General features: G+C 74.4%; 4 protein-coding genes (1 of these 4 running past the window's edge). All 4 read right to left on the reverse strand.

Features of this window, described 5'->3' with window-relative positions:
- Tightly spaced (each overlapping or abutting the next), the 4 genes in view from ACFY36_RS14130 to ACFY36_RS14145 form a layout consistent with a single transcriptional unit that may run on beyond the window.
- A complete protein-coding gene (locus ACFY36_RS14130; RefSeq protein WP_499746353.1) occupies positions 1-1,815 on the reverse strand; it encodes an ABC transporter ATP-binding protein in 1,815 nt (604 codons plus the stop codon).
- Entirely contained in the window at positions 1,808-3,451 is a 1,644-nt protein-coding gene (locus tag ACFY36_RS14135; protein WP_499746354.1) for an ABC transporter ATP-binding protein, read from the reverse strand. The genes ACFY36_RS14130 and ACFY36_RS14135 overlap by 8 nt, the downstream gene beginning before the upstream one ends.
- The gene (locus tag ACFY36_RS14140) at positions 3,448-14,850 is read right to left on the reverse strand and encodes an amino acid adenylation domain-containing protein (protein ID WP_499746355.1); all 11,403 of its coding nucleotides are present in this window, start codon (positions 14,848-14,850) and stop codon (positions 3,448-3,450) included. The genes ACFY36_RS14135 and ACFY36_RS14140 overlap by 4 nt, the downstream gene beginning before the upstream one ends.
- Positions 14,847-25,740 carry the 3' portion of an amino acid adenylation domain-containing protein gene (locus tag ACFY36_RS14145; protein WP_499746356.1) on the reverse strand. The gene runs 3,740 nt beyond the window's last position, so the window shows 10,894 of its 14,634 coding nt (coding positions 3,741-14,634); its start codon lies off the right edge, out of view; it ends in the stop codon at positions 14,847-14,849. The genes ACFY36_RS14140 and ACFY36_RS14145 overlap by 4 nt, the downstream gene beginning before the upstream one ends.

Raw genomic sequence — 25,740 nt, forward strand, 5'->3', positions numbered from 1 at the left:
TCAGTCCTCCGGGGATGTGATCCGCCCGGCGTGCAGGCGCACGACGCGGGGAAGGCGGTCGATGGTGGACGGCCGGTGGGCGATGACCAGCACGGTCCGGTTGCGCCGCAGCCGGGCCAGGGCCTCCTCGATGCGGTGGGCGGTGGCCGGGTCGAGGTCGGCCGTGGCCTCGTCGAGAATGAGCACTTCGGGATCGGTCATGGCCGCCCGCAGAAGCCCGACGAGCTGCCGTTCCCCGGCCGAGAACCGCTCACCGCGCCGCCCGAGCTCGGCGTCGAACCCGCCGGGCAGCCCGGCCACCCATCCGTCGAGCCCGAGCCGCTCGGCGGCCCGCGCGAAGTCCTCCGGCCCGGGCCGCCCAGGAGTGAGCGCGAGGTTGTCGGCGAAGCTCCCGGCAATCATGTGAACCTGCTGCGGAATCAGAACAAGCCGCCGCCGCACCTCACCCGCGCCGAGCCCACTGAGATCGGCGTCCCCGAGCCGGACCGCTCCGGCATCGGGCAGGTAGAGCCCACAGAGCAGCTTGGCCAGAGTGGTCTTGCCGGACCCGGTCTCCCCCACGATCCCGGCGTGCTCTCCCGCCCGGAAACGAACGCTGACCCCGTGCAGCACGGGTTCCCCGGGCCGATACCCGTAGGTGACGACCTCAGCGCTCAGCCCACCGTGGGCGAGCCGCACCGCCGAGCCGGAACCCACCTGCGCACCGCGCTCCTCAGTCGCGCTACCCGCCGCCGCAGGCCCACCACCTACGCCCTCCGCCACGCGCACCCCCGCCGCGCCGAACCCTTCCCCGCCCGATATTTCGGCATTTACCGGCGACAAAGGTGATGCGGTGGCGTCGAGCAGGTCGAGCAGGCGGGCCAGGCCCACTCGGGACTCCAGCATCTCCCCCGCGACCAGCGTGAAGTCGTCGATGGAGCTGAACAGGTCGCGGCTGGCCAGCACGAAGGTGACGACGACGCCGATCGTCACGATTCCCTCGCTCGCCAGCGCGCCGCCGGCGATCAGCAGAGCCGCGCTCGTCAGGCCCTGCACCACCCACGTCGCGTCGATCCACGTCGCGCCGCGCTGGGCGACCCGTGCCGTTCGCAGGTAGGCGTCAGCATCCTTGCCCAGGCGGCCGAGCCACGTGCCGGTGGCGCCGTCGATCTGGAGCTGCTCGCGGGCCAGCAGGCTCTCCGAGAACGTCGCCGCCAGCGTCGCCTGCGCGGCCGCCTCGGCCGGATAGGCGTTCGCCGCCGCCCGCCGGAAGCGCCGCGAGATGAACCACATCGGCGGCCCGAACACCAGCACCAGGAGGCCGAAGAGCTGCCACGACGACGACAGCAGCACGATCACGCTGAACACCAGATAGCCGCCGAGCGAGATGAGGTCCGGGAGCTGACTCCGTACGAACGTGGCCAGCTCCGCTATCTCGACCGTGGCCCTCTGCAGCAGGTCCCCGCCCCGGTGCGCCTCGAGGAAGCGCAGCGACGTGTTCCCGAGCCGCTCCACCACCAGGTCGCGCAGGCTGTGCACGACCTTCTCGCCGACCCGCGTGAGCAGCAGCTCCGACCAGCGCAGCAGCACCGTCCGGGCCACCACCAGCCCGAGCACGACACCGGCGGTGACCAGCAGCCCCGTACGGTCGCCGTCGAGAAGCTCGTCCACCGCCCGGCCGATCACCAGCGGCACCAGCGTGAGCGACAGCGTGGAGAGCAGGTTGACCGCGATGGCCGCGGCCATCGCCCGGCGGTGCTCCCGCAGATGCGGCCAGACGCGGCGCAGCACGTGCCGCTGGTCGGGCTCCTCGGTCAGCAGGCGGACGTCAGCCATGGGACACCAGCTCTCCATCGTGGACGCCGAGGTCGACGACGCGGTCGGCGCGGTCGCGGACCGCCGTGCGGGAGGTGGCGAACACGATCGTCACGTCGAGGCCGCGCAGGCCGTCGAGCATGCGCTGTTCGGTGCGGGCGTCCACGGCCGACGTGACGTCGTCCAGCAGCAGCACCCGGGCCCCGCGCAGCAAACCCCGGGCCAGGGCGAGGCGCTGCAGCTGCCCGCCGGAGACCGTGCTGCCGCGTTCGCCGACCACCGTGGCGAAGCCTTCGGGCAGCGACTCGATGTGCTCGAGGATCCCGGCGATCCGGCAGGCCTCGCGCAGTTGCTCGTCGGTGAGCTCGGCCCGGCCCAGGCGCAGGTTCTCGGCGATCGTCCCGGACAGCAGCAGCGGGCGCTGGCCGACGATCGTGATGGTGTCGCGCACATCGCCGATGACCGCGTCCCGCAGATCGGTGCCGCCGTAACGGATCGCCCCCGTGGCCGGGTCGGCGAGCCGGGCCAGCAGTCGCAGCAGCGTCGACTTGCCCGTACCGACCGGCCCGACGACCGCGACGAACTCGCGTTCACCGACGGAAATGTCGGGCAGCGCCAGCGGTGCCCGGCCCTCCAGCTCCACCGTGACGCCGGCCGTGGTCAGCGCCCCCACACCCAGCCGAACCCCATCGCCTGTCTCGGACATTTCCGATTGAGCCGAAAGAACGGTCTCGATCCGGCCGGCCGCCGTCCACGCGTCGCCGAGCTGACCGAAGCGGAACGTCAGCATCATGACCTGACGGCCCAGCAGCGTCATCCAGCTCGCGAACGACACCAGGCCACCGACCGAGAAGCTCCCGTCCAGCACGGCCAGGCCACCGAAGGCCAGGCCGATCGCGGTCGCCAGCCACGGCACGAACGGCGCGTTCGCGGCCCACCCGGCGGCGATCCGGGCCAGGGCCAGGGTGCGGTCGCGGACCGTGGCGCTGACCTCGTGGTGCCGCTCGATGAGCACTTGTTCACCGCCGAGGCCCCGTACAGCCGTACTGGCCGAGAGAAGGTCCTCCACCGCGTCCGCCCGGGCTCCGTGCGCCGCCGAGAGCGCGGCGTTCGCACCCTCGTACCGGCGCGGATACCAGAGGTTGACCGCGATCAGCAGCGGCACCGTGCTGAGCCCGACGACGGCCAGCATCGGATCGAGCGTGGCCACGACGACCAGCACCGTGAGGAAGCCCAGCACGCCGCTGGCGAGCGAGGGCACTGTGGACAGCCAGATAGTGATCTGCTCGACGTCGCGGGTGCCGCGGGTGACCAGGTCGCCGGCCGAGAACTTGTGCGCGGTGGCCGAATCCCAGCCGAGCACCCGCTCGCTGAGGCGCAGCAGCAGCCGGTTCCCGGTGCGGACGCCGGCCAGGGTGGCCCACCAGCGCATGGCGAACTCGGCGCCGGTCAGCGCGACCGACACGGCCAGGGTGGCCCCGGCCCAGTAGAGCAGCGGGGTGCGGTCGCCCGGCGTGATCCCCTCGTCGAGGGCTCGGCCGAGGCACCAGGGCAGCAGGATCAGCCCGGCCTGATAGCCGAGGCCGCCGATCCAGGAGGCGGTGAGGCCCTTGGCCGAGTCACGCACGGCCCAGCGCAGCAGCACGGAGGGCCTCATCGGGTCACCTCGGCCAGGGCGGCCACGGTCTTCAGCGCGACCAGATCGGCCAGGCGGATCTCGGCGCCCCGCGCGCGGGCCAGGCTGGTCAGCCGCATGGCCGCGATGCTGTCGCCGCCGGCGTCGAAGAAGCTGTCCTCGGCGCCGACGGGAACCCCGAGCACCTCGGTGAACAACGCGGCCAATTTCTCCTCATTCTCTCCGCGCGGCGCGCGGGTGGCGGAGACGTACGCGACGGCCGGCAGGGCGGCACGGTCGAGCTTCCCGTTGACGGTCAGTGGAAGGGCGTCCAGCTCGACGACGGCCGCCGGGACGAGATGGTCCGGCAGCCTTTCGGCGGCCCAGGACCTCAGATCAAGGGCATTCCCGACGACGTACGCCACCAGGCGCCCCCCATCCGCGACCACGACCGCCTGCGCCACCGACGGATGCTGCGACAGCACCGTGGCGACCTCACCCAGTTCGATCCGGTAGCCCCGGATCTTCACCTGGTCGTCGGAGCGCCCCAGATAGTCGATGCGGCCGTCCGTGGTCCACCGGACGACGTCGCCGGTCCGGTAGAGACGCCGGCCCGGCGCCGCGCCGAACGGATCCGGCACGAACCGGGTGGCCGTGAGGCCCGGCTGATGGAGGTAGCCGAGGGCGAGCTGCGCCCCGCCGATGTAGAGCTCCCCCGCGACGCCCGGCGGCACCGGCCGCAACCGGCCGTCGAGCACGTAGAGCGTGGTGTTGGCGACCGGCCGCCCGATCAGAGCCCGCGGCACCTCCTTGACCCGCTGGACGATCGTGTCGACCGTGCATTCGGTGGGCCCGTAGAAGTTGTACGACTCGGTGTCGGGCAGCGCCGCCATCCCGGCCCACAGCGGATCGGGCACCGCCTCGCCGCCCACGCCGAGCACGGCCAGCCCGGCCGCGTCGAAGCCCGCCGCGAGGAGCTGGTCGAGGTGCGACGGCGCGACCTCGATCATGTCGATCCCGTTGTCCCGCAACAGCTTCGCGAGCAGTTCGGGGTCGCGGCGCGGTCCCTCGGTGACCAGGTGCAGCTCGTTGCCGCCGAGCAGCGCCAGCAGCGGCTGCCACGAGGCGTCGAACGCGAACGACCAGTTGTGCGCCACCCGCAGCGGCCGGCCCAGCTTCCCGGCGGCCGGGCCGAGGATCCGCTCGGTGTGGCTGGCCAGCAGAGTCGCCACGGTGCGGTGCGGCACCAGGACGCCCTTGGGCCGCCCGGTCGACCCGGAGGTGTAGATGACGTACGCCGGATGGTCCGGGCCGATCGGCTCCGGCGTTCCGGTCCCCTTCTCGTACGGCTCGTCGAGCACCAGCGTGGCCGTGCCCGGCGGAAGGAGCCCGGCCGTGGAGCGGACGGCGAGCGTGATGACCGGCCGCGCGTCGTCGAGCATCGCGGCGATCCGGGCCGGCGGATAGTCGGGGTCGATGGGCAGATAGGCCGCGCCCGAGGCCATCGCCCCGAAGATGGCCGGGACGATGTGCTCGCCGCGCGGCAGCAGCAGCGCCACGATCCGGCCGGGCCCGGCGCCGCGGCCGGCCAGAACCGAGGCCAGGGCGTCCATCTCGGCCACCAGCTCGGCGTAGCTCCACCGCCGCTCCCCGACCACGAGGGCCGGCCCGCTCCAGCGCCGGACCAGATCAGGCAGCGTCTCCGGCGTCACCGCGAGGGTGTCGCCGCTCCACTCGCCGAGCACGCGGTGGCGTTCCCCGGCGGTGAGGGTGTCGGCCCGGTCGACCGGGGTCAGCGGATTCGCCGCCACCTCGTCCGCGAGCGCCACGAACCGGTCGAGCAAGAGCCGCGCGAAGTCCTCCCCGAACACGTCGGGCCGGTATTCCAGGGCCAGATGCAGGCCGTCGTCCTCGGCCGCGACGAGCGTCAGCGGATAGTGCGTGGCGTCCCGCCCGGTGACACCGGCCAGCTTGAGACCGGCGTCGCGCTGGCTCTCGTCGAGGCGGTCCTCGTCCACCGGGTAGCTCTCGAACACCAGCAGCGTGTCGAACAGCTCCCCCACCCCGGCGAGCTGCTGGATCGGCGCCAGCCCGAGATGCTGGTGCGCCAGAAGGCCCGCCTGCTCCTGCTGCAACCGTTGCAGGAACGCGTCCCAGCTCTCACCGGTGGGCAGCTTGGCCCGCACCGGCACGGTGTTGATGAACAGCCCGATGGTCTCGTCGGCCCCGCTCAGCTCCGGCGGCCGCCCGGAGACGGTCGCGCCGAACACGACGTCGTCGCGGCCGGTGAGCCGCCCCAGAAGAACCGCCCACAGCGCCTGCACAAACGTGTTCGGCGTGACCCCGAGCCCCCGCGCGAAGTCGACGAGGCGCGGCGGCAGCTGCGCGGTCACCTCACCCGGAAGCTGAGCCTGCCGCCCGACGCCGCCCGGCGCGACCAGGGTCGGCTCGGTCACGCCGGCCAGCGCGTCACTCCAGGCCCGGCGCGCCGTCTCACCGTCGGCCGCGGTCAGCCAGGCGAGGAAATCCCGATAGGGGCGAGCATTTCCAGGGGCTTTCCCGGCGTACGCCGAAAGCAGCTCCCGGGCCATCAGAGGCCCCGACCAGCCGTCCACGATCACGTGGTGCTGGGTCATGACGAGCCGGTGCCGGTCGGCGCCAAGCCGGACCAGCAGGAACCGGATGAGCGGCGCTTCGGCCAGCACGAAGGCCCGGCTCCGCTCGGCGTCGGCGAGAAGGTCGGCCTCGCCCCGGGTGGCCGCGGTGGCCTCCCGCCAGGCCAGTTCGGCCCGCGCCGGGACGACCTGAACGGGCACACCGTCCACCGTGGCCGTGAAGGCGGCCCGCAGGTTGGGATGCCGGTCGAGCAGCGTAGCGGCGGCCCTCCGCAGACGGCCGGCGTCGAGGGCCCCGTCGAGGTCGAGCTGCTGCTGCACGAGGTAGACATCGCCCGCCCCGTCGAGGGCGTGCAGGTAGAAAAGCCCTTCCTGCAAAGGCGTCAGAGGCAGAACGTCGACCAGATCCGGGTAGCGCTCCCCCAGCTCGTCGAGCGCCGCCTGCCCAACCGGGGCCAGCACGTCGGAGGGTGTGAGCCCACCTTCACCGGGCGCCGCGTCCAGCTCGGCCAGGGCCGCGGTCCAGCCGTCGAGCAGCCCGCGCACGGTCGCTGCCGCCACCGCCCGCCGCGGATAGGCAACGGACAACACGATCTCGTCCCCGACCACGGTCGCTTCAACACTGAGAACATGCCGCGCCGGCACCTCGTCACCGGCATCCCCGCGCATCCCGTCAACCGGCTGCCAGGCCTGTTCCGCGGCCCCACGACCACCGACACCGGCACCGCCCGCACCGCCGTCGCCGCCGGCACCACCCGCAGCACGGCCGGACCCCTCTCCCTCCGCGCGGCCGGGCCCCTCTCCCTCCGCGCGGCCGAGGTAGTTGAAGAGGATCGGGGGCCGTGGGTCGGTGCGGCCGAGCAGGCCGTAGCCGATGCCGCCGTCCGGGGCGGCGCGCAGCAGTTCCTTCACGCGCTTGAGGTTCGCGGGCGCGTCGAGACGTACCGGATGGGCCGTGGTGAACCAGCCGACCGTGCGGGACAGGTCGGCGCCCGGGAGGATCTGCTCCTCGCGGCCGTGACCCTCCAGCTCCACCAGGACGTCACGGCCGGCGGCGACCGCCAGGGCCGTCAGCAGCACGTCCTGCGCGTTGGCGCGATACGCGGCCGGGACCGTCGTGGTCAGGCCACCGACCGGGATCCGCGCGGTCACCTGGTCCAGCGTGCCGAGCGTGTCGGCCTCCGGGTCCAGCTCCACCTCGGCCAGGAAGGCGGGCGGGCCGGCGAGAACCGAGTCCCAGTAACCGTTCTCCGCCTCGCGATCGGCTGTCTCCAGGGCCAGCGCCCACGAACGGAACGACGTGCCGGCGGACGGCAGCGGTCCCTCAGCCGCCAGATCGGACAGCAGGATCGGCCAGGAGACGGCGTCGACGGCCAGGTGGTGGATGGTCAGGCGCAAACGGTCGCCGTCCAGCGGCTCGGCGCTCAGCATGCGGCCCTCCGCCGGAGCCACCCCGGGCGCGATCAGATCGGCCGCGTTCACCGTGCCCGGCGGCGGGACGTGCAGGGCGGTCCCGGTCCAGCGGGCCCGGAGCATGTCGTGGTGGTCGATCAGTTTCTGGAGGCGTTCGGTCAGGTCGCCCCGGGTCAGGCCGGCCGGCGTGCGGATCACCATCGACTGGGTGAGGTGGGGGTCGGCCGGGTCGTCGAGGGCTCGCATGAACGGCGTCGGCGGAACGTCGCCGAAGGAGTCCGCCTCCGGGCGCGTGGCCTCCACCGGGACCGCGGCCGCGGCCAGCCCTTCGACGGTCGGGCGGGCGAAGACGTCCCGGGCCGAGAGGCGCCAGCCGGCCGCGCGGGCCCGGGCGGTCAGCTGGAGGGCGAGGATGCTGTCGCCGCCGAGGGTGAAGAAGCTGTCGCGGACGCCGACGCGGTCGAGGCCGAGCACGCCCGCGACCAGGCCGGCGAAAAGCTCCTCGGCCGGGGTGCGCGGCTCGTCGTCACCGGCCTGGGCGGCGAAGTCGGGCGCGGGGAGGCGACGGCGGTCCAGCTTTCCGTTCGGGCTGAGCGGAAGCTCGGGGAGGCGCACGAACGCGGCCGGGACGAGATGCTCGGGCAACGTCGCGGCCAGGGCGCCGGCCAGGCCGGCGGGCTCGGCGGCGGTCACGACGTAGGCGACCAGGCGGCGGGCGGGGCCGTCGTCGCGGGCGACCACGGCGGCGGCGCTGACGCCGGGCAGCGCGGTCAGGGCGGCCTCGATCTCGCCCGGCTCCACCCGCAGGCCGCGGATCTTCACCTGGTCGTCGGTGCGGCCGGCGTATTCGAGGACGCCGGAGCCGGTGAAGCGGGCCAGGTCGCCGGTGCGGTAGAGCCGTGCGCCAGGACCGCCGAACGGGCTGGCCACGAAGCGCTGGGCGGTCAGGCCGGGGCGGCCCAGATAGCCGCGGGCCAGCTGGACGCCGCCGAGGTACAGCTCGCCGGTCACGCCGGCCGGGACCGGGTGCAGCCACGGGTCGAGGACGTGGACCTCGGTGTTCCAGACCGGGCGGCCGATCGGCACCGGGCCGCCGGCCGACGTGTCGACCGGGTGGTAGGTCACGTCGACGGCGGCTTCCGTGGGGCCGTACAGGTTGTGCAGCTCGGCGCCGGGCAGGATCTCGCCGAATCGGCGGGCCAGGTCGCCGGGCAGCGCCTCGCCGCTGCAGATGACGCGGCGCAGCGGCGGCACGTCCGGGTCGGCGGCCAGGAAGGCCCGCAGCATCGACGGTACGAAGTGGACCGTCGACACCTCGTTCCGCGTGATGACGTCGGCGAGGTAGGCAGGGTCGCGGTGCCCGCCGGGGCGGGCGACGACGAGGGTGGCCCCGGTGATGAGGGGCCAGAAGAACTCCCACACGGACACGTCGAAGCCGGCCGGGGTCTTCTGGAGGACGCGCTCACCGGGCTGGAGGCGGTACCGGTCCTGCATCCAGAGGAGGCGGTTGACGATCGACCGGTGCGAGACGGTGGCGCCCTTGGGCTTGCCGGTCGAGCCGGAGGTGTAGATGACGTACGCGGCGGCGTCGCCCGGCAGGCCGGGGGCCTCGGCCACCGGAGCGCCCGCGTGGTCGGCGGAGGTCAGGACGATCGTGGCTCCGGAGTCGGTGAGCAGGAAGTCGTTGCGCTCCTGGGGATGCGACGGGTCGAGCGGAAGGTAGGCCGCCCCCACGCGGTGGACCGCGTAGAGGGCCACGATGAGGTCGAGCGAGCGCTCGATCGCGACCGCGACGATCGTCTCCGGGCCGGCGCCGCGCGACCGCAGCCAGCCGGCCAGGGCGGCGACCCGCTCGTCGAGGGCGGCGTAGGTGAGGGACGAGCCCTCGTACACGACCGCGATCTCGTCGGGGTGGGCCTGGGCGGAGGCGGCGAACAGCCGCGGCAGCGTCGTTTCGGGCACGGCGACCCGGTCCACCGCCTGGTGGTCGGGCTGGGTGCGCCCGACCGGGCGGTGCGGGTCGGCGGCCAGGCCGGCCAGCAGGGCCCCGTACCGGTCGAGGATCTCCGAGGCGGTGGCGGCGGTGAAGACGTCCGAGCGGTAGGCCAGGCCGAGCCGCAGCCGCTCCCCCGGCGCGACGGCCAGGGTAAGCGGATAGTGCGGAGCGTCGTCGCCGGTCACGTCGGTCATCCGCAGGCCGGCCGAGCCGGTCGAGTCGTGCAGCGCCTCCGTGTCGAGCGGGTAGCTCTCGAAGATGGTGAGCGTGTCGAACAGCTCGCCCAGGCCGGCGATCCGCTGCACCTCGGTCAGCGGCAGGTGCTGGTGGTCCAGCAGCTTCGACTGCCCGGCCTGGAGGCGGTCGAGCAGGGCGGCCCAGCTTTCCGCGGGGTCGAGCGCTGCCCGTACCGGAAGGGTGTTGATGAAGAAGCCGATCATCTCGTCGACGCCGGGGACCTGGGCCGGCCGGCCCGAGACCGTGGTGCCGAAGACGACGTCGGTACGCCCGGTCAGCTGGACCAGCAGGACCGCCCAGGCCGCCTGGACGACGGTGTTGAGCGTGACCTGCCGGTCGCGGGCGAGCGCGGTGAGCCGGTCGGTGACCTCGCGCGGCAGCTCGCTCTCGAGCTTGCCGGGCCGGCTGTCGAGGACGGCGCCCGCGCCCGGCGCGACGAGGGTGGGCTGGTCGAGACCGTCCAGCGACTCGCGCCAGGCGGCCTCGGCGGCGGCCCGGTCGGTGCCGAGCAGCCACCGCAGATAGTCCCGGTACGGGCGGGGCGCGGGCAGCGACCGCCCGGCGTACAGGTCGAAGAGCTCCCGGACCGCCAGCGGCGTGGACCAGCCGTCGAGGAGCACGTGGTGGTTGGTGAGCACGAGCCGGTGCCGCTGCCCGGAAAGGCGCACCAGAGTGAGGCGCAGCAGGGGCGCGGCCGTGAGGTCGAACGGCCGGGCGCGATCGGCGGCGGCGAACCGCTCGAACTCCTCCTCGGTCAGGTCGAGGAACTGCCACGGCAGTGCCGCGTGGCCGGCGACCACCTGCCGCAGGGTGCCGTCGGGCCCGTCCAGGAAGCCGGCCCGCAGGGACGGGTGCCGGTCGAGCAGGGCCTGCCCGGCCGACCGCATCCGGTCCGGATCGACCGGGCCGTCCAGGTCAAGGACCTGTTGCACGACGTACGGATCGACCGTGCCGGCCAGCGCGGCCAGGAAGACCAGGCCCTCCTGGAGCGGCGACAGCGGCCACACGTCCTCCGGCTCCAGGGCGTCGATCTCCTCCTGGGTGACGCCGGCCAGCAGCAGATCGGACGGGGTGCGCCCGCCCTTCGCGGTCGCCAGCTCGGCCAGCGCCGCGAACCAGGAACCGGCCAGCTCCCGCACCACTTCCTCGGTGAGGACGCCGTCCGGATAGGTCAGCGCCACGGTCAGCCGGTCACCCAGCACGGAGGCGTTGATCTCGAGGGCCCGGCCGAGGGGCATCTCCGGGTCGGCGTCGCCGCCGAGCCCGCCGATCGGCGCCCAGGCCCCGCTCGTCTCCCCGCCGCCGTCGAACCGGCCGAGGTAGTTGAACAGGATCTGCGGCTCCGCGAGCCCATCCAGCTGGTGGCGCAGCAGACCGTACCCGGCGCCGTTGCCGGGCACGGCCCGCAGCTGTTCCTTGACGCGTTTGAGCGCGGCGGCCGGATCGGTGCCGCCCGGGCTCAGGCGCACCGGATATTCGGTGGTGAACCAGCCGACCGTGCGGGACAGGTCGGCGTCGGTGGTGTCACGCCCGTGGCCTTCCAGCTCGATCAGCACGTCCCGGCCGCCGAGGGCCACGGCCAGACCGGCCAGCAGCACCTCGGTGACGCCGGTGTGGAACGCGGCCGGGCTCGCCTGGATGAGGGCGGCGTCGGCTTCGAGGGTGACCGTCCGCGCGCTGGAGACCGTGTCGCGGACGGGCCGCGCGCCGAGCAGCGGCTCGTCGATGTCGACCACGTCCCGCCAGTACGGCAGCTCGGCCGGGTCGGGCCGCAGGGACCGGGCCCACTCGCGGAACGAGGTGCCGACGGGCGGCAGCGCGATCGGGCGGCCCGCGACCAGGTCGGCCCAGGCGGCGGCGATGTCGGCCAGCAGGATCCGCCAGGAGACACCGTCGACGACGGTGTGGTGGATGACGAACTCGACCTGACCGGGCGTCCACGTCACGCGCAGCGGCACGCCCTCCTCGGGCCGGAGCCGGCCGGCGCCGATGACGGTGGCGGCGGACAGCGAGCCGGGCGGCGGCACGGACAGCCCGGCCGCCGGGTTCCAGCGGGCGCGGAGCAGGTCGTGCCGGTCGAGCAGCGCCTGCACGACGGCCTCGAGCCGGGCCGCGGTCAGATCGGCGGGCGCCCGCAGCACCATGGACTGGCTGTAGCGCGTGGCCGGCCCGTTGTCCCGCAGCCACGCGAGCATCGGGGTCAGCGGAACGTCGCCCAGCGCCGCTCCGGCGTCCGCGATCGGGGCCGATGTGGCCGGCGCGGCGACGGCGGCGAGGGCCGCCACCGTCCGCAGCTCGAAGATCTGCCGCGGCGTGATGCGCAGCCCGGCCGTCCGGGCCCGGGCGACGAGCTGCAGCGAGACGATGCTGTCGCCGCCGAGCGTGAAGAAGCTGTCCTCCACGCCCACCGCCGGCAGCCCGAGCACCTCGGCGAAGAGGCCGCACAGAGTCTGTTCGGCCGGGGTCCGCGGGGCCGCGCCACCGCTGAGCGCCCCGAAGTCGGGCGCCGGGAGCGCCCGCTTGTCCACCTTGCCGGCCACCGTGACCGGCAGCCGCTCCAACCCCACGAAGGCCGCGGGAACGAGGTGGTCGGGCATCCGCTCGGCGGCCCACTCCCGCAGACCGCCGGTTCCTCCCACGACGTACGCCACCAAGCGCCCCTCGACCGCGAGGACGACCGCCTGAGACACTGCGGGATGCTCGCTCAGCAGCGCGGCCACCTCACCCGGCTCGACCCGGAAACCCCGGATCTTCACCTGGTCGTCGGCCCGGCCCACGAATTCGAGGCGGTCGCCGTCCGTCCACCGGACCACGTCGCCGGTGCGGTACATCCGCTCCCCCGGCGCCCACGGATCGGCCACGAAACGCGTCGCCGTCAGGCCCGCCCGGTCCTTGTAACCCCGGCCGAGCTGCGCACCCGACAGGTAGAGCTCACCGGTACGGGCCGGCCGCAGCCAGCTGTCCAGGACGTACGCCCGGGTGTTGCCGATCGGCCGTCCGACGAGCGGCGTCCCACTGTCCGCGACGCGCGCCATGAGCGTGTCCACAGTGCACTCGGTCGGCCCGTAGAGGTTGACGCCGGCCGTGCCGGGCGCCGCCCGCAGGGCGTCCCACAGGACCGGCCCCGCCGCCTCGCCGCCGAGCAGCACCTGCGCCGGCGCGTGGTCGCCGGTCAGCAGTCCGGCCTGGACGAGCTCCTGCCCGAGCGAGGGCGCCACGTCGAGCGCGTCGACGCGGTGCCGCCGGACGTAGGAGACGAACAGGTCGGCGTCGCGGCGCGTCTCGTCGTCGAGCAGGTGCAGCTCGTGCCCGGCGACGAGCCGGAGCAGCCCCTCCCACGAGGTGTCGAAGACCAGCGCCGCCGACAGCGCCACCGCGATCCGCTCGCCCGTGAACAGACGCTGCCGGTGGTGGTGGAACAGGTTGGCCAGGCTCGCGTGCTCGACCACGACCCCCTTGGGCCGCCCGGTCGAACCCGAGGTGTAGATGAGATAGGCGCCCGACCGAGGATCGATGACCGGAAGCGGCGCTTCGGCCGTCTCGGCGAGCAGTGAAGGCGTCACCACCACCGCCGGAGCCGCGTCGTCGAGCAGATAGTCGACGCGCTCCCGCGGATAGTCCACGTCGATCGGGAGGTACACGCCCCCCGACCTCATCGCGGCCAGCCACGCCACGATCGCGTCCTCGGTGCGCGGCAACAGCACCGCGACGACCTTCTCCGGGCCGGCGCCGCGCGACACCAGCACGCGGGCCAATCGCTCCACCCGGGCGTGCAATTCGGCGTACGTCAAAGAAGCAGAACCGAAACGCAGAGCGACAGCACCCGGGGTCTCCCGGACCGTGGCGTCGAACTCGTCCAGCAGCAGGGTGGACGGCGCGGAGAACGCCGTATCGGCGACCACGAGCTCGGCCGTCCGGATCGCGGCGAGGCGTCCGTCCGGATCGGCGGCGAACGCGCCGAGCAACTCGGCCAGGCGGTCCAGGACGTGCGAGGCGGTGGCGCGATCGACGGCGTCGGCCCGGTATTCGGCGCCCAGCGCGATCTCCTCGGCCCCCGGCACGACGGTCAGGGTCAGCGGGTAGTGGGTCGCGTCGTCGCCCGTCACCGAGGCCAGCCGCAGCCCGGCCGCGTCCTGCAACGCGCGCAGCCCGTCCTCGTCCAGCGGGTAGCTCTCGAAGACCAGAAGCGTGTCGAAGAGCGCCCCGGCGCCGGCCTGCCGCTGGATGGTGGCCAGCCCGACGTGCTGGTGGTCCAGCAGCGCCGCCTGTTCCGCCTGCACCCGGGCCAGATATCCGGCCCACGTGTCGGCGGGGCGGGGCCGGACGCGCACCGGCACGGTGTTGATGAACAGGCCGACCATGTCCTCGACACCGGCCAGCGCTCCCGGCCGCCCCGACACGGTTGCCCCGAACACGAGGTCGTCCCGCCCGGTCAGCTCGGCCAGCACGAGCGCGTAGGCGCCCTGCACCACCGTGTTGAGCGTCAGCCCACGGGCCCGGGCCACCTCGGCCACCCGGGCGACGCCGACCTTCCGCTCGATCACCGCCGGTTCCACCGCGGCCCGTTCGGCACCGGGCGCGACGAGCGTCGCCTCCTCGACCCCGGCCAGGGCGTCCCGCCATGCCCGCTCGGCCGCGCCCCGGTCCTGCCGGGCCACCCAGGCCAGATAGTCCTTGTAGGGCCGGGCCGCCGGCGGCTTCCCGCCCGCGTAGAACGTCAGCAGGTCGCGCACGACCAGCGGCGCCGACCATCCGTCGAGCAGGATGTGGTGCGCGGTCAGCACCAGCGCGTGCCGCTCGCCGCCGAGCCCGACCAGCGTCCACCGCAGCAGGGGCGGCCGGGCCAGATCGAACGGCCGCTTCCGCTCGGCCTCGGCCACGTCGCCGACGCTCGCACCCTCGGCCGCCTCGGTGAAGTCGACCGGCAGCGCGGTTGGGACCAGCTGCACGGGCTGACCCGCCTTGCGGGGGCGGAACGCCGCCCGCAGGTTGGCGTGCCGGTCCTGCACCGCCTGGGCCGCCGCGCGCAGGCGGCCGGCGTCGAGCGCCCCGTCCAGGGTGAGCACCTGCTGCACGACGTACACGTCCGGTCCGCCGGCCGCGTAGGTGGACAGGAAGTAGAGACCCTCCTGCAGCGGCGACAGCGGCAGGATGTCCTGCAGTCCGCCCGGGCTGGTCACAGAAGCCTCCACTCGTCCTCGAATTCGTCGATCTCGTCCTGGCTGAGGGTGACCAGGAGGTCGGATGGGGTGTGCCCGCCGCCGGCCCGCGCGGCGTCGCGCAGGCTCTCCAACGCGGCCAGCCAGCGCTCGCCGAGCGCGATGACGTCCGCCTCGGTGAGCACGCCGTCCACGTACGAGAGCCGGATGTCCAGCTCGGGACCGGACGGCCGGTCGGCCGTGGCGGCGTTGATCTCCAGGGCCTGCCCGGCCGGGAAGGCCGGGTCGAGCCCGTCGCCGAGGGTGTCGTTCTCGGCGGCCGCGACCCAGTCGCCGTCGCCGGCGGCCATGCGGCCCAGATAGTTGAAGAGGATCTCCGGTGCGGGCCGGCCGCGCAGGGCCTCGGCCGCGCCCGGGTGCAGATAGCGCAGCAGCCCGTAGGAGGCGCCGCTGTCGGGCACCGCCCGCAGCTGCTCCTTCACGCGCTTGAGGGCCGCGCCCGGGTCGTCGCCGCCCGGGTCGAGCCGCACCGGGAACTCGGTGGTGAACCAGCCGACGGTCCGGGTCAGGTCGCTGCCCGGCACCAGGTGCTCCTCGCGGCCGTGGCCTTCGAGGCGCAGCCGGACGCCGTGCTCGGCTGTCGCCGGCCGCCACGCACGGATCGCCAGGGCCAGACCCGTGAGCAGAACGTCCTGCACGCCGGCGTGGAAGGCTTCGGGCACGGCGGTCAGCAGCGGGCCGGTGAGGGAGGCGTCGAGGCGCAGGGTGTGGTGCCGCGTCCGGGAGACCGTGTCGCCCCGGCCGACCGGCCGCGTGCCCAGGGACGTCACCGGCGCGTCGACCACGTCGAGCCAGTACGGCAGGTCACCCGCCCGTTCCCGCGCCGCGGAAGCGAGTCCCTTGGCCCAGGCCCGCATCGACGTGCCCGACCGGGGCAGGGTCTTGCCGTCGGCCGCGACCGCCAGGTCCTCGACGAGCACCCGCCACGAGACACCGTCCACGACGAGGTGGTGGGCGACGAGCAACAGCCGCGCGTCGCCGGGGAACCAGACCGCCTCGACCATGTGCCCCTCGGCCGGCCGCAACCGGCCGACGGCGGCCGCGTGCTCCTCGTGCGGGCCTTCCGCGGCGAGGCGCACCGAGGCGGTCACCGAGCCCGGCGCGGGCACCATCAGGCCGTCGCCGGTCCAGCGGGCGCGCAGCACGTCGTGCCGGTCGAGAACCGCTTGCAGGGCGCCGGTCAGCGCCTCACGGGTCAGCGCGGCCGGCACCCGCAACAGCACCGACTGGCTGAAGGTGCCGATCGGCGTGTCCTGCTCGCGCAACCACGCCATGATCGGGGTCAGCGGAACCTCGCCGACGGCCACCGCGGCCGGTTCCCGCGCGCCCTCGAAGGCCTCGCTCACCTCGGCCAGCGCGGCCACGGTCTGGTGCTCGAAGACCTGCCGGGCCGAGAGTTCCAGCCCGGCCGCGCGGGCGCGGGCCACCAGTTGCAGGGCCACGATGCTGTCGCCGCCGAGCGCGAAGAACCCCTCCTCCACGCCGACCTCGTCCAGGCCGAGCACGTCGGCGAAGAGCGTGGCCAGCAGTTCCTGCACCACGGTGACGGGCCGCTCGACGGCCCGTTCCAGGACGGGCTCGGGCAGGAGGGTCCGGTCGATCTTTCCGGCGGTCGTCCGGGGCAGCGCGTCCAGCACGACCACGACGGCCGGAACCAGATAGTCGGGAAGCCGGGCCGCGAGCCAGGTACGCAGCTCGTCGCCGGCCGCGTCGCCCTCCACGTAGCCGATGAGGCGGCCCTCGCGGGCGACCACGACGGCGTAGCGGACGCCGGGATGCTCGACGAGCACGGAGGCGACCTCGCCCGGCTCGATCCGGAAGCCGCGGATCTTCACCTGGTCGTCGGCGCGGCCGAGGAACTCGAGCTGCCCGTCACGTGTGCGCCGGACCAGGTCGCCGGTGCGGTACATGGCGGCGCCGGGCGCGCCGAACGGGTCGGCCACGAACCGCTCGGCGGTCAGCGCCGGGCGGCCGAGATAGCCGCGGGCCAGGCCGGCCCCGGCCAGGTAGAGCTCGCCCGCGACGCCCGGCGCCACCGGCTTCAGCGTGGCGTCGAGCACGTACGCGCTCTTGTTGCGGTCCGGGCGCCCGATCAGCACCGGCCCGTCCGGCGCGCATTCCCAATAGGTCGAGTTGACGGTGGCTTCCGTCGGGCCGTAGGCGTTGAGCATGCGGTGGGTGGCCGCCCAGCGGCGGACCAGCTCGGGCGGGCAGCGGTCGGCGCCGGTCACCACGGTCACTCCGGACGGCAGCGAGCCCTCGGGCAGCGCGCCCAGCGCGGCCGGCGGCAGCGCGAAGTTGGTGATCCGCCGCTCCCGGACGAAGGCGGCGAACGGCGCGCCCAGCCGGTCGGCCTCCGGGGTGATGACAAGGGTGGCGCCGCGCAGCAGCGACACCGCCAGCTCGGCCACGGTGACGTCGAAGCTCGGCGAGGCGAACTGGGCCACGCGGCTGCCCTCGCCCACCCGCCACAGGGCGGCGAACGTCTCGGCCAGGTCGGCCAGGCCGGCGTGCGGCACGACCACGCCCTTGGGCTTTCCGGTCGAGCCGGAGGTGTAGATGACGTACGCCGCGTGGTCCGGCCGCAGATCGGGGCGGGCCACCGCGGTGCCGTCCTCGTCGAGGTCGTCCGGATGCACGACGGGCACGCCCGGGGGCACGGTCGTGGCGTCCCGGCCGGCGATGACGAGCACGGGCGTGGCGTCCTCGGCGAGCGCCGCGACCCGCTCGGCCGGATACGACGGGTCGACCGGCAGATAGGCGCCGCCCGCCTTGGCGACCGCCAGTTCGGCCACGAAGAGGTCGGCTGAGCGCGGCAGCAGCACCATGACGATCCGGTCCGGCCCCACCCCGCGCTCCGTGAGCCGTCGCGCGAGCCGGTTGGTGACCGCGTCGAGCTCCGCATACGTCAACGCGCGTTCGCCATCCTCGATGGCGGTCGCGCCCGGGGTCCGCCGCACCTGAGCCGTGAACAGTTCGGGCAGCGTCAACGATGGCGTGGGCGCTCGGACGCCCTGCCATCCGGTCGCGAGCGCCTCGTGCTCGGCGGCCGAGAAGATGTCCAGTTCGGACACCCGACGGTCCGGTCCGGCGACGGCGCCGGCCAGCAGCCGGGCCAGCCGCTCGGCCAGGGTGGCCGCGGTCTCCCGGTCGAACAGGTCGGTGCTGTACTCGATGATGCCCTGGAGGCCGTCCACGCCGTCCTGCTCGGTGACGACCACGCCGAGGTCGAACTGGGCCACCCCGGTGTCGATCGGCAGCGGCGAGGTGGTCAGGCCCGGCAGGCCGGGCACCTCGGACGGCACGTGCTGGAAGGCGACCATCACCTGGAACAGCGGGTTGCGGCCCAGCGACCGCTCCGGGTTGACCGCCTCGACGACCTGCTCGAACGGCACGTCGGCGTGGCCGAACGCGGCCAGGTCGGCCGCGCGCACCCGGTGCAGCAGCTCGCCGAAGGTGGGGTCGCCGCTCACGTCGGCCCGCAGCACCAGCGTGTTCACGAAGAAGCCGGCGAGCTGGTCGAGCCGCTGGTCGGCCCGCCCGGCGACCGGGCTGCCGAGCGGGATGTCGGCGCCCGCGCCCATCCGGCTGAGCAGGGCCGCCAATCCGGCCTGGACGACCATGAAAGGCGTCGTCCCGGTACGGCGGGCCAGCTCCCGGAGGCGGCGATGACCGTCGGCCGCGACCTCGAACGGGACGATGCCGCCGCCGTGCGAGGCCACCGCCGGGCGGGGCCGGTCGGTGGGCAGCTCCAGCTCGGCCGGCACGCCGGCCAGGGCGTCCCGCCAGAAGCCGAGCTGCCGCTCCCGCACGTGGCCGAGCAGTTCGTGCTGCCAGAGCGCGTAGTCGGCGTACTGCACGGGCAGCGGCGCCCAGTCCGGGGCGGCGCCGCGGGCCCGGGCCGCGTAGGCGATCCCGAGGTCGGCCATCAGCCGGCCCTCGGACCACTCGTCGGTCACGATGTGGTGCAGCAGGAGCAGCAGCACGTGCCGGTCCGGGCCGAGGACGAACAGGTGCGGGCGCACGAGCAGCTCGGCCGCGAGGTCGAAGCCGTGGCGGGCGGCGTCCGCGAGCAGCTCCGGCAGCTCGTCCTCGCGCTCCACCCCGGCCTGCCGCCACGACGGCCGGGCCTCGGGGAGGATCCGCTGGACGGGCCGCCCGCCGACGGCCGGGAAGACCGTGCGCAGGCTCTCGTGGCGGGTCAGAACGTCGTCCAGGGCGGCGCGCAGGGCGGGCGCGTCGAGCCGGCCGTCCAGCCGCACCGCGAACGCCACGTTGTAGGTCGGGCCGGGGCCGTTGAGCTGGTGGTGCAGCCAGAGGCGGTGCTGGGCCGGCGAGACCGGCAGCGGGCCGGGCCGCTCGGCCACGACGAGCTCGGGCAGCCCGGCCTGCGGGCCGGTGCGCTCCAGGTGCGCGGCGAGCGCGGTCACGGTCGGCGCGTCGAAGACGGTCCGCACGGCCAGCGGGACGCCGAACGCGGCGCGGACCCGGGCCGCGAGGGCGGTCACGGTCAGCGAATGCCCGCCGAGCGCGAAGAAGTCGTCGTTCGTGCCGACGCTCGCGAGGCCGAGCACCTCGGCGAACAGGCCGCAGAGAATCTCCTCGGCCGGGGTGCGCGGGGTGTCGTCGCCGGCCAGCGCGCCGAAGTCGGGCACCGGCAGGGCCCGCCTGTCCACCTTGCCGGCCACGGTGACCGGCAGGGCGTCCAGCTCGACGACGACCGCGGGGACCAGGTGGTCGGGCATCCGCTCGGCGGCCCACTCCCGCAGACCGCCGGTTCCTCCCACGACGTACGCCACCAAGCGCCCCTCGACCGCGAGCACGACCGCCTGAGACACCGCGGGATGCTCGCTCAGCAGCGCGGCCACCTCACCCGGCTCGACCCGGAAACCCCGGATCTTCACCTGGTCGTCGGCCCGGCCGACATACTCCAGGCGACCGTCGGCCGTCCACCGCACGACGTCGCCGGTGCGGTACATCCGCTCCCCCGGCGCCCACGGATCGGCCACGAAACGGGTCGCCGTCAGACCGGCCCGGTCCTTGTAACCCCGGCCGAGCTGCGCACCCGACAGGTAGAGCTCACCGGTCTCGGCCGGCCGCAGCCAGTCGTCGAGGACGTAGGCCCGGGTGTTGCCGATCGGGCCGCCCACCACCGGCGTCCCGCTCTCGGCCACGGTGGCCATCAGGGTGTCCACAGTGCACTCGGTCGGGCCGTACAGGTTGATGCCGTTAGTGTCCGGCGCCTCACGCAGGGCGGCCCAGATGCGCGGGTCGGCCGCCTCACCGCCGAGCGCGACCATCGCCGGGTGATGACGCCCGGCCGCGAGCAGCCCGGCCGCGACCAGGGGGCCGGCCAGCGACGGCGTCACGTCGAGGAAGTCGATACCGTGGGTGTCGACGTAATCGGCGAACAGCTCCGGGTCGCGGCGCGTCTCGTCGTCGAGCAGGTGCAGCTCGTGCCCGGCGACGAGCCAGAGCAGGCCCTCCCACGACGTGTCGAAGACCAGAGCGGCGCTCAGCGCGGCCGGGCGGCGGCGGCCGTCCGCCGTCGGCTCGATGATGGCCACGCGGTGGTGGTGGAACAGGTTGGCCAGGCTCGCGTGCTCGACCACGACCCCCTTGGGCCGCCCGGTCGAGCCCGAGGTGTAGATGAGATAGGCGCCCGACCGAGGATCGATGACCGGAAGCGGCGCTTCGGCCGTCTCGGCGAGCAGCGAAGGCGTCACCACCACCGCCGGAGCCGCGTCCTCCAGCAGATATTCGACGCGCTCCCGCGGATAGTCGACGTCGATCGGCAGATAGACGCCACCCGACTTCAGGGCGGCCAGCCACGCCACCACCGCGTCCTCGGTGCGCGGCAACAGCACCGCCACGACCTTCTCCGGGCCGGCACCGCGCGACACCAGCACGCGAGCCAGCCGCTCCACGCGGGCTTGCAATTCGGCGTACGTCAAGGAAGCCGCACCGAAACGCAGAGCGATCGCGCCAGGGGTCTCCCGGACCGTCGCGTCGAACTCGTCCAGCAGCAGGGTCGGCGGGATGTCGAGGGTCGCCTCGGCCCGCCGTCCGCTGATCGGCAGCGCCGCCATCGTGGTCGTGGGCGCCGCCGTGAAAGCGTCGAGCAGCGCCCGGAACCGGCGCAGGAGGCGCTCGGCGGCGGCCGTGTCGTAGAGGTCGGGCCGGTGCTCCAGGCGCAGGCGCAGCCGGTTCTGCGGCACCACGACCAGGCTCAGCGGGTAGTGCGTGGCGTCGACCGGGATGCCGCCGCCGATCCGGAGGTCGCCGGCGTCGGGCACAGTCGTGCCCGTCGGGTAGCTCTCGAAGACGGTCAGCGTGTCGAACAGGTCGCCGATCCCGGCCCGCCGCTGGATGTCGGCCAGGCTCGCGTGCTGATGGTCCAGGAGCGCGGCCTGCTCGGCCTGCACCCGGCGCAGCAGCTCGGGCCAGCTCTCCTCGGGCCGCAACCGCACGCGCACCGGCACGGTGTTGATGAACAGGCCCACCATGTCCTCGACGCCGGGAAGCGCGGCCGGCCGGCCGGAGACGGTGGCGCCGAAGACGACGTCGGTCCGCCCGGTGACCTCGGCCAGCAGCAGCGCCCAGGCGCCCTGCACGACGGTGTTGAGCGTCAGGCCGTGCGTGCGGGCCGCCGCGGACAGCGCCGCGGTCTCGTTCTCGTCCAGGACGATTTCGGCGACCTCGGGCAGTGCGGCGACGGCCGGGGCGCCGGGCGCGACCAGGGTCGGCTCCTCGAGGCCCCGCAGGGCGTCCTGCCAGGCGGCCCGGGTGACGGCCGGGTCCTGCTCGGCCAGCCAGGCCAGATAGTCCCGGAAGGGCCGGGGCGCGGCGGCCGGCGTTCCGGCGTAGAAGGCGAACAGGTCGCGCATGGCGAGCGGCCCCGACCAGCCGTCCATGAGCAAGTGGTGCTGGGTCAGGATCAGCCGGTGGTCGTTCTCGCCGGCCCGGGCCAGCACGAACCGCAGCAGCGGCGGCGCGGCCAGGTCGAAGCGGCGGGCCCGTTCCCGGCGCAGCAGCGCGTCCAGGTCACCGGCGTCCAGGTCTCCGGCGCCGACCACATCGAACGGCACCTCGACCGCACCGGGGACGACCTGCACGGGCCGGCCGTCCTCGGTGCGGTCGAAGGCCCCGCGCAGGTTCGGATAGCGGTCGAGGAGCCTCGCCGCCGCGTCCCGCAGCCGGCCGGCGTCGACCGGCCCGGTGAGCGTGAAGACCTGCTGCACGGTGTAGACGTCGGTGTCGTCGTCGAGCCCGGCGAGGTAGTGGAGCCCTTCCTGCAACGGCGACAGCGGAAGGACGTCGGCCGCACCGGGCCAGCGCTCGGCCAGCTCCTTGGCGCCGATCCCCGCGACGAGCACGTCGGCCGGCGTCAGCGCGCCGGCGCCGGGCTCGTAGGCCGCCGCCCGCACGGCGACGAGCGCGGCCAGCCAGTCGTCGGCCAGCCGTCGCACGTCCTGCTCGTCGACGGCCCCGCCGGGATAGTCGAACGAGGCCCGCAGAACCGTCCCGTCCGGGGTGTCCACGGCCGCCACGTTGACGGCGATCCGGTGCCGTACGGGCATCTCCGGCTCCGCGACGGCGTGCGCGGCCGGAAGCTCGGCGGCGGGCGCCCAGTCGGCCGTCTCCGCGCCGCCGAAGCGACCGAGATAGTTGAAGAGCACCTCGGGCTCGTTCGCCGGCTCGAAGGCTCCGAGGTAGCGGAGAAGGCCGTAACCGACGCCACCGTCGGCGACGGCGCGCAGGCGCTCCTTGACGCCGCGCACCACGGCGGCCGGACCGCCGGCCGCGGCCGGGAGACGTACCGGATATTCGCTGGTGAACCAGCCGACCGTGCGGACCAGGTCGGCGCCGGGGACGATCTGCTCCTCGCGGCCGTGACCCTCCAGGCCGATCAGCGGCTCGGCGCCCGTGCCGGTGCGCCGCGAGAGGGCGAGGGCCAGTCCGGCCAGCAGCACGTCCTGCACGCCGGCCCGGAACGTCTCGGGAACCGTGGTCAGCAACGGCGCGGTGATGGCGGCGTCGACCGTGACGGTGACCTGCCGCAGGCTCCCCGCGGTGTCGCGGGCCGGGTCGAGCGGCCGTCCGCCGAGCCGGCTGACCGGGCCGTCCAGGGTGGTGCGCCAGCGGTCCGCCTCCGCCTCGCGCTCCGCCACCGCGGCGTTGAGGCCGATCGCCCACGCCCGGAAGGGCGTGCCGGACGCCACGACCCGCTCACCGCGGGCCGCGGCGGCCAGGTCCTCGGCGAGGATCCGCCACGAGACGCTGTCCACGACAAGGTGATGCGCGACGAGGAGCAGCCGCCCCGCTTCGTCGCCCCGGTCGAACCAGACCGCCTGCACCATCACACCCGACGCCGGGTCGAGCCGGTCGGCGGCCGCGTCCCGCTCGGCCGCGACGAGCCCGGCCAGGTCCCGTCCCCGCGCGTCGACGACCCGCACGCTCAGATCGAGGGGTTCCTCCGGGACCTCGAGAGACCAGCGCTGGGCGCCGGGTACAAGCCGGGCCCGCAGCATGTCGTGCGGCGCCAGGGCCGTGCGCGCCACGTGGGCGACGTCCACGCCGGCCGGCGTCCGGACCAGCAGCGCCTGCGAATAGCGGTCCACCGGCGCGTCCAGCTCACGCAGCCAGGCGATGATCGGGGTCTCGGGGACGGTCCCGGCGCCGGATGCGGCCACCGCCGTCGTGTCGACGGCCTCGGCGACCCGGGCCAGTTCGGCGACGCTCTGGTGTTCGAACACCTGACGCGGTGCGATCCGCACCCCCGCGGTGCGGGCCCGGGACACCAGCTGGATGGACAGGATGCTGTCGCCGCCGAGCGCGAAGAAGCCGTCGTGCCGCCCCACCGCGTTCCTCTCCAGCCCCAGAAGGCCAGCGACGATCTCGGCCAGCGCGGTCTCCACCGGGCCCACGGGCGGCTCGGACGCGGCGGCCGCCGTCACGTCCGGCAGTGCCCGCTTGTCCACCTTGCCGCTCGCCGTGACGGGCAGCGCGTCCAGCAGCACGACGACCGGGACGAGCGGCGCCGGCAGCGTCGCGGCGGCGAAATCGCGCAACGCCGCCTCGTCGAGGGCCGGGGCGGGACGGCGCGGGACCACGAAGGCGGCGAGATGACCGCCGCGCGGGACCACGGCCACCTGCGCGATATCGGGGTGTCCACCGAGGACGGCTTCGACCTCGGCCGGTTCGACCCGGAAGCCACGGATCTGGACCTGGTCGTCGGTGCGGCCCAGGAACTCCAGCTCGCCGGCGGCGGTGCGGCGGACCAGGTCGCCGGTGCGGTAGAGGCGGCTTCCGGGAGCGCCGAACGGGTCGGCCACGAACCGGGAGGCGGTCAGCGCCGGCCGGCCCAGATATCCGCGGGCCAGGCCCTCGCCGCCCAGGTAGAGCTCGCCGGGAACGCCGGGCGGCACCGGGCGCAGGCGGCCGTCGAGGACGTGCGCCGTGCGGTTGAGCTCGGGGCGGCCGATGAGCACCGGGCCGCCGGCCGCCTCCCACGTGGTGGCGGTGACGGTGGCCTCGGTCGGGCCGTAGGCGTTGATGAGCTTGCGGCCGGCGCGCCAGCGGCGCACCTCCTCGGGCGAGATGGCCTCGCCGCCGACGGTCAGGGTGACACCGGCCGGGACGGCGCCGGTGGGCAGCGCGGCCAGCAGCGCGGGCGGCAGGTCGGCGTGGGTCAGGCGGCGCTCGGTGATGAACTCGCCGAGGGCGGCGCCGAGCCGGGCCTCCTCGGGAACGACGACGAGCGTGCCGCCGGACAGGATCGAGGCCGCGAGCTCGCTGAAGGCCACGTCCACGGCGGGCGAGACGAACTGGGCGGCCCGGGTCCCGGGTCCGGTGCCGAAGACCGACCGCACCGACTCGGCCAGCGCGGCCAGGCCGGCGTGGGGGACGACGACGCCCTTCGGGCGGCCGGTCGATCCCGAGGTGTAGATGACGTACGCCGCGGTGGCCGGGTCGGTCTCGACGGCGGGCTCGGAGTCGTCGTCGCTCAGGTCGTCGAGGGACTCGACGGTGAGAACCGGTGCGGCGTCGGCGATCTGGTGGGCGACGCGGCCGGCCGGGTGGTGCACGTCGAGCGGCAGACAGGCGGCGCCGGTCTTGGTGACGGCCAGCAGGGCCACCAGCAGTTCGGCCGAGCGGGGCAGGCGCACGGCGACGACCCGCTCCGGCCCGGCGCCGGAGGCGATCAGCCGGTGGGCCAGGCGGTTGGCGAGGGCGTTGAGCTCGCGGTAGGTCAGCGTGCGGTCGCCGTCCTCCACGGCCACGGCGTCGGGCCGTTCGGCGACCTGGGCCGTGAAGAGCTGGGCGAGGGTCCGGGGTGCGACCTCCCGGCGTACACCCTGCCAGCCGGACGTGACCGCCCGGCGCTCGCCGTCGGTCAGCAGGTCGATGTCGGCGATGGGACGGTCCGGCGCGGCCGTGACCGCCGCCAGGAGGCGGGTGAACCGCGACGCCAGCGCCTCCGCCGTCTCCCGGTCGAACAGGTCGGACCGATATTCCAGGGTGCCGGCCAGGCCCTCGGGCCGTTCGGCGACGTCGAAAGTGAGGTCGAACTTCGCCGTGCCGGTGTCCACGAGCCGCGGCTTCACGGTCAGGCCCGGGAATCCGGCGACCTCGGGCAGCGCGGCCTGATAGGAGACCATCACCTGGAAGAGCGGATGGTGGGCCAGGGACCGGGCCGGGTTGAGCTCCTCCACGAGCCGCTCGAACGGCAGATCCTGGTGGGCCAGAGCGGCCAGATCGGTTTCCCGGACCCGCTGGAGCAGATCGGAGAAGCAGGGATCGCCGCTCACGTCCGTACGGAGAACGACGGTGTTGACGAAGAATCCGACG

The organism is Actinoplanes sp. NPDC000266, from assembly GCF_042899005.1.
Lineage (GTDB): Bacteria > Actinomycetota > Actinomycetes > Mycobacteriales > Micromonosporaceae > Actinoplanes.

Coding starts and splice junctions, on each gene's coding strand:
- ACFY36_RS14130 (WP_499746353.1), bottom strand. CDS start 1,815: ATGGCTGACGTCCGCCTGCTGACCGAGGAGCCCGACCAGCGGCACGTG.
- ACFY36_RS14135 (WP_499746354.1), bottom strand. CDS start 3,451: ATGAGGCCCTCCGTGCTGCTGCGCTGGGCCGTGCGTGACTCGGCCAAG.